9 protein-coding genes are annotated in these 13,253 nt (G+C 70.7%); 5 read left to right on the forward strand and 4 right to left on the reverse strand.

The genetic code is table 11. From position 1 onward, the window contains the following. Positions 1–55 precede the first annotated feature (55 nt). A complete protein-coding gene (locus tag FHS42_RS20680; RefSeq protein ID WP_184574083.1) occupies positions 56–1,087 on the reverse strand; it encodes an alpha/beta fold hydrolase in 1,032 nt (343 codons plus the stop codon). Between the two features lie 573 nt (positions 1,088–1,660). Here FHS42_RS20680 and FHS42_RS20685 point away from each other — a divergent pair. Together FHS42_RS20685 and FHS42_RS20690 are read left to right on the forward strand one after the other, a co-directional pair. Then, positions 1,661–3,325 carry an ABC-F family ATP-binding cassette domain-containing protein gene (locus FHS42_RS20685; RefSeq protein WP_184574444.1) on the forward strand — a complete coding sequence of 555 codons (1,665 nt, stop codon included), beginning with the start codon at positions 1,661–1,663 and terminating at the stop codon, positions 3,323–3,325. A gap of 268 nt (positions 3,326–3,593) precedes the next feature. After that, complete coding sequence (locus FHS42_RS20690) at positions 3,594–4,238, forward strand: HD domain-containing protein (protein ID WP_184574085.1); 645 nt, start codon at positions 3,594–3,596, stop codon at positions 4,236–4,238. A gap of 63 nt (positions 4,239–4,301) precedes the next feature. Here FHS42_RS20690 and FHS42_RS20695 read toward each other — a convergent pair whose 3' ends face one another. Next, the gene (locus FHS42_RS20695) at positions 4,302–6,143 is read right to left on the reverse strand and encodes an ABC-F family ATP-binding cassette domain-containing protein (RefSeq protein ID WP_184574087.1); all 1,842 of its coding nucleotides are present in this window, start codon (positions 6,141–6,143) and stop codon (positions 4,302–4,304) included. A gap of 203 nt (positions 6,144–6,346) precedes the next feature. Between FHS42_RS20695 and FHS42_RS20700 the strand changes: the two genes are divergently transcribed. Continuing rightward, the gene (locus FHS42_RS20700; protein WP_184574089.1) at positions 6,347–7,300 is read left to right on the forward strand and encodes an FAD-dependent oxidoreductase; all 954 of its coding nucleotides are present in this window, start codon (positions 6,347–6,349) and stop codon (positions 7,298–7,300) included. Between the two features lie 330 nt (positions 7,301–7,630). On the opposite strand, the gene FHS42_RS20705 is transcribed toward FHS42_RS20700, so the two are convergent. After that, complete coding sequence (locus FHS42_RS20705) at positions 7,631–8,572, reverse strand: alpha/beta hydrolase-fold protein (protein ID WP_184574091.1); 942 nt, start codon at positions 8,570–8,572, stop codon at positions 7,631–7,633. Positions 8,573–9,097: 525 nt separating this feature from the next. Here FHS42_RS20705 and FHS42_RS20710 point away from each other — a divergent pair. Further along, the gene (locus tag FHS42_RS20710) at positions 9,098–10,147 is read left to right on the forward strand and encodes a dTDP-glucose 4,6-dehydratase (RefSeq protein WP_184574093.1); all 1,050 of its coding nucleotides are present in this window, start codon (positions 9,098–9,100) and stop codon (positions 10,145–10,147) included. Then, complete coding sequence (gene rfbD / locus FHS42_RS20715) at positions 10,144–11,094, forward strand: dTDP-4-dehydrorhamnose reductase (protein ID WP_184574095.1); 951 nt, start codon at positions 10,144–10,146, stop codon at positions 11,092–11,094. Before FHS42_RS20710 ends, rfbD begins: the two co-directional genes overlap by 4 nt. Before the next feature lie 308 nt (positions 11,095–11,402). Here the strand turns inward: rfbD and FHS42_RS20720 are convergent, their stop codons facing one another. After that, a complete protein-coding gene (locus FHS42_RS20720; RefSeq protein WP_312866979.1) occupies positions 11,403–13,088 on the reverse strand; it encodes a BCCT family transporter in 1,686 nt (561 codons plus the stop codon). Positions 13,089–13,253 lie beyond the last annotated feature (165 nt).

A 13,253-nucleotide genomic window follows, 5' to 3' on the forward strand; every position in this document is an offset into this window, starting at 1 on the left:
TGGCAGCCAACGTCCAGGCAGCCGGGCCCAGGCAGCCGGACCTAGCCAGTCAGGTCTAGGCAGCCGGGCCTAGCCAGCCGGGGGCTGGGCAGCCGGGGGCTGGCAGGGGCAGGGCGCGTAGCCAGTCGAGCAGCAGCCGGTTGACGTCGGCGGCGCGCTCTTGCTGGACCCAGTGCCCGCAGTCGTCCAAAAGGTGCGAGGAGACCAGCCCTGGCAGTGTGTCGGGGAACGCGGCGATCGCGTCGGCCATCCAGGCGGTGGAGGCGTCCACAGCGCCGCCGATGAACAGCGACGGCTGGCGGATCGGGTCGCCGTCCCAGGCGGCGAGGTCCGCCCAGTCCCGGTCGATGGCACGGTAGCGGTTGAGCGCGCCCGTCAGCCCGGTCCGCTCGAACTCGCCGGCGTACGTCTCCAAGTCCGCTTCTGTGAGCCAGCCGGGCGCCCGGCCTTGTGGGAAGCGATCGCTGAGCCGTCCCCCCGGCGGGACGAAGTACAAGCTGGGCGCGTCGGGCGGCGACATGGTGTCGGCGGACAGACCGGCATAGAAGCCGGCGAGCCAGGCCCGCACATCGGGCTCGATCTCGGCCTCGGCCCGGCCTGGCTCTTGGAAGTAGCGCACATAGAACTCCTCGTCCCCGCCGATCCGCGCGAAGGCTTCGGTGGGCCTTGGGCCGCCGCGCGGGGCGTAGGGCACGCTCAGCATGCCGAGCGCGGTGAAGACGTCGGGGCGCAGCAGCGCGGCGTTGGCCGCGATATTCGCTCCCCAGTCATGGCCCACGATCACCGCGGTGCGCTCGCCGAGCGCCGCTACGACGGCGGCGCTGTCCGCAACGAGGTCGAGCATGCGGTACGCCTCGATGCCGGCTGGCTTCGAGGAGCGCCCATAGCCGCGTACGTCGATGGCCGCCGCGCGGAAACCGGCGGCGGCGAGCGCCGGCAGTTGGTGGCGCCAGGAGTACCAGAACTCCGGAAAGCCGTGGACCAAAAGGACCAGCGGACCACTACCTTGCTCCACGACGTGCGTACGGCCTGCCGGTGTCGGGACCAGGTGGTGCACGGCCGGTCGCGACGGGTCGGGCTGCGACATGAATGCCTCCAGTGCGGTGCTCGCGGTGCGTCGTTCTCGTGGCGCGCCGTTCGTAGTGCGTCGTTCCCTGAGCGCACCGTTCCCGTGACGCGCCGTTCTCGTGACGCGCCGTTCTCGTGACGCGCCGTTCCCTTACGGCACGGCGGCCGGTTATCCGTCCGCTTCCATGCCGGGTGCGCGCCGAGACGATCATCCGTCGGGTGGGAATCCAGCCGCGAGCGTCTTTGCTGATTCGGCGAATGACGCCGCGCGACCTGCTGGCATGGGCGCCGCTCGGCTGCGGCCCTGTCTGCTGGCGGACCCGGTCGCGTACACTGGTCGGGTCCTGTTGTCTCCGATAGAGGTGGACGTTGCGCATCTGAGGTTCGCGATCATCGCGCGGTACGGCCCTGTCCGTACGCCCGTCACGCTCAGGCCGGCCCTGGTGCCGCCCGTGACCCCGCGCAGATGCGACCTCGGTGCATGAGCCGTCCGTACCCTTCGGACGGTCGCAGCCCCTCCATCGGCCTGGTCGCCGCACGGTGCTCGCACACGAAGCCCCTACCCACTGCGCTGGTGACTGCGAGAATCATCATGGCCCACTCCGCTCCTCCCCCCGCCTCCGTAACCTGCTCAGCCCTGTCCTTCCAATGGCCGGACGGCACGACCGTCTTCGACCAGCTTTCACTCACCATCGGCCGCGGCCGTACCGGACTCATCGGCACCAACGGCACGGGCAAGTCCACCCTGTTGCGGCTTTTTGCCGGCCAACTACGCCCCGCACACGGCTCGGTGACCGTCCACGGCACCCTCGCCTACCTGCCGCAAAACGTCACCCTTGACACGGCGGTACGCGTGGACCAGGCACTTGGCATCGTCGAGCGGCGCACCGCGCTGCGCGCCATCGAGTCAGGGGACGTCAACGACGACCACTTCGACACGATCGGCGACGACTGGGACGTGGAGGAACGGGCCCTGGCGACCTTGGCCGCACTCGGCCTTGGCGGCATCGAACTCGACCGCACCGTAGGGCAGTTGTCTGGCGGAGAGACCGTGCTGTTGCGCCTGGCCGCCCTGCTGTTGGAGCGACCCGACGTCTTGCTCCTGGACGAGCCGACCAACAATCTCGACCTGTTCGCGCGCCGCCGGCTGTGCGACGCGGTAGACGCCTGGCGCTCCGGTGCGTTGGTCATCGTCAGCCACGACCGCGACCTGCTGGAGCGCATGGACCGCACGGCCGAGCTGCGCTCCGGATCGGTGACCTGGTACGGGGGTGGCTGGTCGGAGTACGAGGCGGCGTTGGCCACCCAGCAGGAGGCGGCAGGGCGGACGCTGCGCGCCGCCGAGGCAGCGGTGCGGCAACAAAAACGTGAGCTGGAGGAAGTGCAGACCAAGGTGGCCCGCCGCGAGCGGCACAGCAAGAAAATGGACGCCCAGCGCCGCGCCCCGCGGATCGTCGCGGGTGAACGCAAACGGTCGGCTCAGGAGTCGGCGGACAAGCTGCGCGGCGTACAGGAGGACCGCCTCAGTGCGGCGCGCGAGCGGCGCGAGGAGGCCGCGGACGCCGTCCGCCAGGACGCCGAGATCCGGGTGCGGCTGCCCCATACCGCCGTGCCCACCGGGCGGACCGTGCTGCGCCTGAGCGAGCTGCGCCCCCAGTTCGGCCAGCTCAACGACGGCAACCTCCAGGTGCACGGGCCCGAGCGCATCGCGCTGGTGGGGCGTAACGGGGCGGGTAAGACCAGCTTGCTACGCACCCTCACCGGCGAGCTCGCACCGCTGTCGGGCGAGGCCACAGCCTTCGTACCACTGCGCTTCCTCCCCCAGCGCCTGGACGTGCTGGACGAGGAGTTGAGCATCGCGGCGAATGTGGCCCGGCTGGCACCGGGGGTGAGCGACAACCACATCCGCTCTCAGCTCGCACGGTTCCTCTTCCAGGGCGCCCGCGCCGAGCAGCCGGCGGGAACGCTCTCGGGCGGAGAACGGTTCCGCGCCGCCCTCGCGGCGACGATGCTCGCCGCACCGGCCCCGCAGTTGCTGCTGTTGGACGAGCCGACCAACAACCTCGACCTGGCCAGCGTGCGACAACTGACGCATGCCCTGGAAGCCTTCGAGGGCGCCTTGCTGATCGCCAGCCACGACCTGCCGTTCCTGGAGTCGATCGGCATCACCCGCTGGGTGTTCGTCGGGCAGACCCTCCAGGAGACCACCGCAGAGGATGTCCGCGAACTACTGGAAGCCGGCCACACCACGGCGTAGGCGGCCGTCCGCAGCCGGGGCGAAGAACCGTGTCAAAGGAGTGCCGCCGGGGCGAAGAACCGTGGCACAGGGGTGCCGCCGCGGTAAGGGGCGCCGCCGCGGCACCCGTGTGGCGTGCGCTGCGCGCTCGGGCGACGGGCGGGGTTTCCCTGGCCGCCGCGAGGGGGAGCGCTGGTTCATGCGGCCACAGCACTACCGTGCCACGGCCGTCAGCGGGCATCGTCGGCTACCCAGGCAGTCGGCCACCCCCGACAACGAGGAGATCGCCATGCCCGATGAACCGTACGCCGCGGGGATCGCCGTGCCCGACAGCGCGCTGGTCAAGGAGGCCACCGCACTGGTCCGGGCGGTGACCACCGACCTGATCTACCACCACTCGCGCCGCGTCTTTCTCTTCGGCAGCCTGCGCGGGCGCGACCGTGGCGTGCGGTTCGACCCCGAGCTGCTCTACATCGGCGCCATGTTTCACGACCTGGGTCTGAACGAGGAGTTTCGGGACAGCGGCCGGCGCTTCGAGGTGGACGGGGCGGAGGAGGCAGCGGCCTTCCTACGCTCCCACCAGGTGCCCGAGGACGCGGTGCGCCGGGTGTGGACGGCCATCGCCTTGCACACCACGCCGGGCGTGCCCGAGTTCATGGAACCGGAGGTGGCACTGGTGACCGCCGGGGTCGAGTACGACGTGCTGGGCATCGGCTACGACACCATCAGCGCGGCCGACCGGACCGAGATCACCGCTCTCCACCCGCGCCCCGACTTCAAGCGGCAGATCCTGGAGGCGTTCACGGAGGGCATCGCGCCCAAGCCGGACACCACGTTCGGCAATGTGAAGGCGGACGTCCTGGAACACTTCGTGCCCGGGTTCCAACGCGGCGACTTCGTGGACGTCATCCGCAACTCGCCCTGGCCGGAGTGACCACGCTCGCCCCGCTAGCCTGCCCGCCCGGCCGCCGCCCCAAGGGGGCGGAGGCGGCCCGGGTCAGCGCTCGGTGACCCGACCATCGGCCACCTCGATACGGCGCGTGGTCTGCACCGCATCGAGCATCCGGCGGTCGTGGGTGACAAGGAGCAGCGTGCCGTCGTACGTGGCGAGCGCCGACTCCAGTTGTTCGATGGCGGGCAGGTCCAGATGGTTGGTCGGCTCGTCGAGTACGAGCAGATTGACCCCTCTGGCCTGGAGGAGGGCCAGGGCGGCCCGAGTGCGTTCGCCCGGTGAGAGGGTGTGTGCGGGTCGCAGGACATGCTCGGCCTTGAGGCCGAACTTGGCCAGGAGCGTACGGACCTCGGCCGGCTCCAGCTCGGTGGCGACGGCGCCGAAGGTGTCAAGCAGCGACCTGGCCCGGGCCCGAACAGCGGCGCCTTGCGCGCGGCCCACCGCCTGCGGGCCGGTGCTCGCAGGCCCCGCGGCCGAGTCCGGCGCGCCCCGGCCCGCCCCATGGCCGCCGTGAGCGTCGTCCGTGCGACCGCCGCCCCGCCCGTCGTGCGTCTGATCGCCCTGCCCGTCGTCCGCATCGTCGCTGAAGAGTTGCGCACGGGCCTGGTCCACCTCGCCGACGACCACGCCGGAGCCGAGCGTGGCGTACCCGGCGTCAAGCGGCAGCCTGCCCAGCAGCGCTGCGAGCAGCGTGGTCTTGCCGGAGCCGTTGACGCCGACGATCGCCACCCGGTCCGCCCAGTCGATCTGTAGGTCCACCGGCCCGAAGTGGAAGCTGCCGCGCTCTACTTCGGCGCTGCGTAGCGTCGCCACCACCGAGCCCGAGCGGGGCGCGGCGGCGATCTCCATGTGCAGCTCCCACTCCTTGCGCGGCTCATCGACCTCATCCAGGCGTTCGATCAACCGCTCGGTCTGCCGAGCCTTCGCCGCCTGCTTTTCGGTGCTTTCGACGCGCGCGTTACGGAGAATCTTGTCCCCGTCTGGCGCCTTGCGGCGGGCGTTCTTGACGCCCTTGTCCATCCAGGCGCGCTGGGTGCGGGCCCTGGCCTCCAAGGAGGCTCGGGTGTCCGCGTACTGCTCGTACCGCTCCTTGGCGTGCCGCCGTGCGGTCTCACGCTCCTCCAGATAGGCGGTGTAGCCGCCGCCGAAGAGGGTGACCTGCTGCTGGGCGAGGTCCAGCTCAAGGACCTTGTCCACCGTGCGGGCCAGGAACTCGCGGTCATGGCTGACCAAGACGGTGCCGGCGCGCAGTCCACTGACGAAGCTCTCCAGGCGCCCGAGACCGTCCAGGTCGAGATCGTTGGTCGGCTCGTCGAGCAGGAAGACGTCATACCGGCTGAGCAGCAGCGAGGCGAGCCCGGCGCGGGCTGCCTGGCCGCCGGACAGTGCGGTCATCGGCCGGTCGAGACCGACCGCGAGCCCCAGGGACGCGGTGACCTCATCGGCCCGCTCGTCGAGATCGGCGGAGCCGAGCGAGAGCCACCGCTCCAGCGCGAGGGAGTACGCGTCGTCGGCGCCGGGGCGCTCGGCGACCAGCGCCTCGGTGGCGGCGTCGAGGGCGGCCTGTGCGGCGGCGACCCCGGTGCGGCGGGCCAGGAAGTCCCGTACGGTTTCGGCGCCGGTGGCCGGGTCGGAGCCGCCGGTACGCCGCCGCTCGTGTTCCTGGGGCAGGTGGCCGATGGTGGCGTGCGGTGGACTGAGCGTCACGCTGCCCTCCTCCGGCTCTGCGAGGCCCGCGAGGATGCGCAGCAGTGTGGACTTGCCCGCCCCGTTGGCGCCGACCAAGCCGATCGTGTCGCCCGGGCTTACGACCAGGTTGAGACCGGAGAACAAGGTGCGGTCGCCGTGTCCGGCGGCGAGGTTTTTGGCAACGAGAGTGGCAGTCATCAGGCGTCGATCCTAACGGCGGGCGCGCGGCGAACGCCCGCGGGTTTTTCGGGCGGCGGACGCGCCGCGGCGGTGGGCGCGGACGGCGGGCAGCACACGGTGGGCCGGGTTGGCGTGCGCGGGCGGGTCGCTGCGCGCTCCGGTGGCAGCTCGGCGCATCCGATGGTCTCGCGCGCCGTCGTGCGAGCGGATAGCGTCCCCGCATGGTGCGCGATGTGATCGTTGTGGGCTCCGGAGTCATCGGCTTGACCTGCGCCGTTACCTTGGCAGAGGGTGGTCGTCGGGTGAGCGTGTGGAGCCGGGAGCCGGCCGTGGACACGACGTCGGCGGTGGCGGGCGGGCTGTGGTGGCCGTACCGCATCGAGCCAGTGGATGCCGTGGGCCGCTGGTCGCTGGCGGCCCTGGCCGAATGGACCGCGTTGGCCAAGGCCCCGGAGGTGACCGGGGTACGGATCGCCGATGGCACGCACGCCGGGCTCAGCCGCGCTGCTGTGGGGGCGTGGGCCGATGAGTTGCCTGGGCTGCGACCGGCTACGGCGGCGGAGCTGCCGGCGGGGTTCGGTGCTGGGTTGCGGGCGCGGGTCCCGATGGTCGATATGCCCACCCATCTGCGGTATCTGGAACGGCGGTTGGTCGCTGCGGGCGGGGTGGTCGAGGCGCGCGCCCTCACCTCGCTGACGGAGGCGGGCCGGGCGGCGCCGCTGATCGTGAACTGTTCGGGGCTCGGTGCCCGGGAGTTGGTGCCCGACCCCGAGGTGTATCCGGTGCAGGGGCAGGTGCTGGTCGTGGAGAATCCGGGCCTTGACGAGTGGTTGGTGGCGGCCGATCCCGCGGCAGCCGAGACGCTGTATGTGCTGCCGCAGCCCTACGGGGTGGTGCTGGGCGGCACGGCGCGGGCGCATGCCTGGGGGATGCGCCCCGAGCCCGCGACGGCCGAGGCGATCTTGGCGCGCTGTGTGCGGGTCCGTCCGGAGTTGGTCGGGGCGCGCGTCATTGCCCACCGGGTGGGGCTGCGGCCCGCGCGCCCGCAGGTGCGGCTGGAGGCGGAGGAACTCGCCGGCGGCGCACGGTGCGTACACAACTACGGCCATGGCGGCGCGGGCGTCACGGTGGCCTGGGGCTGCGCCCGCGAGGCGGCGGCCCTGGCCAACGCCTGACCGGCGCGTATGGGGAGGCCGCACCGGCGGGCCTCGGCCCGCGCCCGAGCAGGTGTGCTCCCCGCGAGGGCCTGACGGCAGGGCCTTGGAGCCGCCCGGCTCGCGGGGAGCACGATCGTGGGGCCGACGCATGGTCGGCCGGGGGCGCCTGCCACCTGGGCGAGGCCGAGGGTGCCCCTCCGGAGGGCGGCAGGCGCATTTCCCGTGCGGAGGGCAGTGCCCCACCGTCTTCGCTCGCACGAGGACGGACCGATACGGGAAATGCAGGGACAGGGTGCCATGCCGGTCCGGAGGGGCGGTCTGATGTGGCCGTGGGCGGCCTGGGTCCGGTCAGCGGGGGCGATCACCGAGCAGGGTGAGGAGCCCATCGGCGAGCCCACCGGACCAGCAGGAGTAGTCGTGGCCTCCGTTGAACTCGGTATAGCTCACTGGGTAGTTGCGGTCCCGTAGTGCGGCGCGCAGGCCACGCGTGTGCTGGAGCAGGTCCGGTTCGTGCAGGCCGACATCGAGGTGGAGCCGTAGTTCGCGGGGAGCGCCATCAACGTACCGACGCGTGATCCACGGCAGGGCGTCGGGATCCCACTCTTCGCCGTCCGGGTGCCACCCCAGCGCGGCGGACTGCGCGAGCACCTTGCCGAACCGCATGGGGGCAGCGTATCCGGTGTAGAGCGCAGTCAGTCCGCCCAGGCCCTGTCCGGCGACGACGGTACGAGCCGGGTCGTAGGTAACCGGCCAGCGCGCGGCAGCCCACGGCATCAACTCGGCGACCAAGAAGTTCACGTGAGCATCACGGCCGCCCAACTCCCGCGCCCGTGTGCGCTCATCGACCGCATCGGGCGCGAGCACCACCAGTGGCGGCAGCAGCCCGATCGCGATGAGGCGGTCGAGCACCGACTCGAAGCCAAGCTGCCCGAACCACATGTCGCCGTCCAACAAGACCACGGCATCGCACTCATCGGGCCATGACCCCGGTGGCTCGTACACCCACACGTCACGCTCGGCGGCGAGTGCCCCGCTGCCGAGCCGGTGCCGCCGCAGGGCCCCAGCTGGCACGTCCTGCGGCGCCTCGGCCCACGGCTGCGCGGGGGCGTCCGTAAGCTCCAGAACCGAGCCGGGCGGGGCGTACCAACGGGCCGGCAACGTACGAGTGTTGAGCGGGTTACGGACGGCCCGCCCCGCCACCTCGGGCAGGTCGGTCAGCCTGGCACTGTGCGGCGGTGGCGCGACCGCTCCCACGGGCGCCGCCGGCGTGGGGCTCCGGTGGGCGCTCATCGGTTCCTCCCCTCCGTGAGCGCCGGTTGGCCTGCGGCACGATACGCCCGGGACGGCGGGATCACCGGGAAGGGCGAGCCGTCACGGGAGCGACCGGCGGACAGGACACACATCGGCTACCTGCGCTTCCGTCCCCACATGCCGTCATCTTCGGCGCCGGCGCGGCGCGTTACAACAGTCGGCATAGGGGCACATAGAGGGATGATTGTGGGTGAGGTCACACATCGAAGGTGGCGAGCACCTACTTAGGTAAGCCTAAGCTAACCATGTGCCGTGCAGCTCAACAACATCCCCAGGCCAGTCGCCCCGACTCGGCTCCCCTTCGCGGACCAGTTCCTCCAGCGCAGTTCCCTGCGGGCCAGATCCCTCAGCGTCAGCCACGCCCACTCGCTAGTCCGTTCACCTGGCGCCGCACAGCGTGCCCCCGCTCTCAGCGCCCACGTCACCTCGCCCGTACGCGCCGCCCCACGGGTGCGCTACCGCTCGCACCACCCGTCCCCCAGTCCCCAACCCCCCGGAATCCCCATGCGAATCCTCGTCACCGGCGGGGCCGGATTCATCGGCTCCCACTTCGTCCGTACCCTGCTCGGCCCGGCAGGCCCTGGCGGCGATCTCGCCGTCACCGTCCTCGACGCCCTCTCCCCCACTGGCGACCGGGCCAATCTGTGGCCGGTCGAGGACCATCCGTGCCTGGAGTTCGTCCAGGGCACCACCCGCGACCTGGCGCTGATCGACGCGTTGGCCCGGCACCACGAGATGGTCGTGCACTTCGCGGCCGAGTCGGCCACGGACCTGCCGGCCGCGGACCTACCAGCCGCGAACGAGTCCGCGTACGCCGCCACCAATGTGCTCGGCACCCAAACGCTTCTCGACGCGGCCGTACGACACGGTGTCCAGCGCTTCGTGCACGTGTCCACCGACGAGGTCTACGGGGCGATCCCCGCCGGTTCGTGGAAGGAGTCCGAGGCACTCGCCCCGGCCACGCCCTATGCCGCGTCCAAGGCCGGGGCCGATCTGTTGGCGCTCGCCTGTCATCGCACGCACGGCCTCGATGTGCGCGTGACCCGCTGCTCCGCCACCTACGGGCCCTACCAGTCCTTGGAGCGCACTATTCCGCGGTTCGTCACCCGACTGCTCGCCGGCCGCGGCCTCCCACCCTCGGGCCCGGCCCTGCCCACCAGGGAATGGCTGCACGTCGATGATCATTGCCGGGCCATCCGCCTGGTGCTCGACGGCGGCAGGCCGGGAGAGGTCTACAACATCGGCGGCGGCCCCGAATTGACCAGCAAGCAGCTCACCGACCGGCTGCTCACGGCGCTCGACGCGGACCGGGGCCGCGTCGGACACGCCATCGACTCGGCGCCGCCCCCAGGAGCACGCCCGCGCTACGCGGCTAACTGGGCAAAGATCCGTACCGAACTCGGTTACGCGCCACGGCATTCCTTCGAGGACGGACTCGCCGAGACCATCGAGTGGTACCGCGACCACCCCACCTGGTGGCAGCGGGGCCGGCCCGAGCAACGAGAACGACGTCAGCAACGAGAACGGCGCGAGCAGCAGGAGGCAGTCCGATGAACGGTTGGCTGATCACCGGGGCGGGGGGCCTGCTCGGCCGCGAGTTGCGCGCCCGACTGGCCGCGGCGTCCGTACCCGCGCTCCCCCTGACCCATGCCGACCTGGATCTGACGGACACCGAGGCGGTGGCCCGCGCCGTGCGGCGCACCCGGCCCGCGGTGGTCGTCAACTGCGCGGCCTGGACCGACGTAGACGGCGCCGAGTCCCACGAGGCCGCGGCCCTGCGGGTCAACGGCGACGCGGTGCGCAGCCTGGCCCGCGCCTGCGCCACGACAGGCTCCCGGTTGCTGCACGTCTCATCCGACTACGTCTTCCCCGGCCGGTCCACCATGCCCTACGACGAGACCGCTCGCCCCGGGCCCCGCACCGCCTACGGCCGCACCCGACTCGCCGGCGAGCGCGCGGTGCTCGAAGAGTTGCCGCGTACGGGGACCGTGGTGCGTACGGCGTGGCTCTACGGGGCGCACGGCCGCAACGTCATCCGCACCATGGCCGCGCAAGCCGCGGCGGGCGACACCACCTTGGCTGTTGCGCACGACCAGCATGGTCAGCCCACCTGGACCAAGGACGTGGCCGGTCGCCTCCTCGCACTCGGGCGGCTACCCGCCTCGCAGGCGGCCGGGATCTTCCATGCCACCTGCGGGGGCCGCACCACCTGGTACGACCTGGCCAGAGAGGTGTTCCGGATGTGCGGCGCCGACCCGGACCGGGTGCTGCCGGTGGACAGCGCCAGCTTCAACAGGCCGGCGCAGCGCCCGGCGTGGAGCGTACTCGGCCATGCTCGGTGGGAGGAGGCGGGGCTGACGCCGCCGCGGCACTGGCGGGACGCGCTCGCGGTGGCGTTCCGCTCGGTGACCGCGGAAGGGCCACCCGCTCGGCGCCGGCCCGATGCGCGGCGCCCGGTAGCGAGCGCTGCGCGCAGCACAGTGCGGGCACTGAGCGGCTGATCACGCGACGGTGCAAGGAGCCAGTGCACAGGGGTGGGCCGACCGCACGGGCCGACCGGACGGCTCCCCGGTCATGGGGATCGGTGATTGTGGTCGGTAGCTGAGATCAGTAACTGAGCGTCCCCGAAAGACGGCTGAGGGGCTTCGCGCACCGCAGTGCGCGAAGCCCCTCACTCAGCTACAGCAGCCGGACGGCATACGGGCCGTAACGGCTGATCGCGCCCCTCGCCTCCGTGCGGGGCGGGCGATCGGCCAACGCCGGCGGCCATGGCAGACGCAGTCAGCACCGTGGCCACAGCCAGCACGTGCTACTTCTTGCTCACGGGCTCCGCCTCATCGACCTCGGTGGCCCCGGAGCCGGGCATGATCTGGATCTCGAAGTCGCCCGCGTACTTCTCATGACCGGCGATGACCGCCATCTCCACGGCCTCCTCGCCCCTCTCACCACGCACGATGAGCGGGTCGTGCCGCAGATCGCGCATGAGTGCCACACACATGCCGACCATGACCAGGACAAAGGGCGCGGCTACCAGGATGGTCAGGTTTTGCAGTCCGGTCAGTACGTCCGAGCCGCCTTCGCCGACCATCAACATGACGGCCGCCACGGCGCCGGTCACCACGCCCCAGAAGATGACGACGAGCTTGGTGGGCTCGAAGGAGCCCTTTTGGGAGAGCGTCCCCATCACGATGGAGGCCGCGTCCGCGCCGGAGACGAAGAAGATGCCGACCAGGACCATCACCAGGATGCTGGTCACGGTCGCCATCGGGTACTGGTCGAGTACGTCAAAGAGCCGACCCTCGGGCGAGGTGTCGGTACCCAGTTTGTCAGCGGACTGAAGCTTCATCGCCGAGCTGCCGAAGATGGCGAACCACAGCAGGGAGACGGAGCTGGGAACCAGGATCACCCCGCCGACGAACTGCCGGATGGTACGGCCCCGGCTGATCCGTGCGATGAACATGCCGACGAACGGCGTCCAAGAGATCCACCAGGCCCAGTAGAAGACCGTCCAGGAACCGAGCCAGTCGGCGACGGACTGGCCGCCGGTGGCCTCGGTACGGCCCACCAACTGCGGCAGGTCGCCGAGGTAGGCGCCCATGGACGTGGGCAGCATGTCGAGGATCACGATGGTCGGCCCGGCCACGAAGACGAAGATCGCCAACGCGAGCGCCAACACCATGTTGATGTTCGACAGCCACTGGATGCCCTTGGCGATGCCGGACACGGCAGAGGCGATGAAGGCGACCGTGAGCACCGCGATGATGGCGACGAGCAATCCGGTGCCCGCGTCGTTCATCCAATCCAGTTTCTCTATGCCGCTGCCGATCTGCACGGCGCCTAGGCCCAGCGATGCGGCGGAGCCGAAGAGAGTGGCGAAGATGGCCAGGATGTCGATGATGCGGCCCGGCGTGCCGTTGGCGTGCCGCTTGCCGATCAGCGGGGTGAACACGGCGCTGATCGTCTGCCGGCGCCCGCGCCGGAAGGTGCTGTACGCGATGGCGAGGCCCACCACCGCGTAGATGGCCCACGGATGCAGTGTCCAGTGGAAGAGCGTGGTGGCCATCGAGGTCTGCATGGCCTCGTAGTCGTTCGCGTTATTGGTGCCTGGTGGCGCGTCGATGAAGTGCGACATCGGTTCGCTGACGCCGTAGAACATCAGCCCGATGCCCATGCCCGCGCTGAACATCATCGCGACCCAGGAGACGGTACGGAACTCCGGTTTCTCCCCCTCCTGGCCCAGCGTGATCTTGCCGTAGCGGCTCATGGCCAGCCACAGCGCGAACACCACGAAGCCCGATGCGGCCAGCATGAAGGCCCAACCACCGTGGTGGATGAGTTTCGTGAGGAGATCGGATGAGATGTCCTGCAACGCGTCGGTAGCGATCGCACCCCAGGTGACGAACGCGAGCGTGAGGACGGCCGTCACCCCGAAGACCACACGGTCGGTCTGTGGTGGTTTCGTCTGGTGTGGGCTGCCCGGCACGCTGGCCGGCACGGTCGAGTCGCCCCGACCGCCCTTCTCCTGTTGGTTCTCCGACACGCGGCGACCTTTCCTTTAAGGAGTAACTAACGAACGTTTCTGTTGCTCGCTACCCCTTACCACGGAACACAGTCCCGCCGCTTGAACTGTGCGACCTGCCGGGGGCCGGTCGGTAGACCC

This window comes from Streptomyces zagrosensis, assembly GCF_014203645.1.
Lineage (GTDB): Bacteria > Actinomycetota > Actinomycetes > Streptomycetales > Streptomycetaceae > Streptomyces > Streptomyces zagrosensis.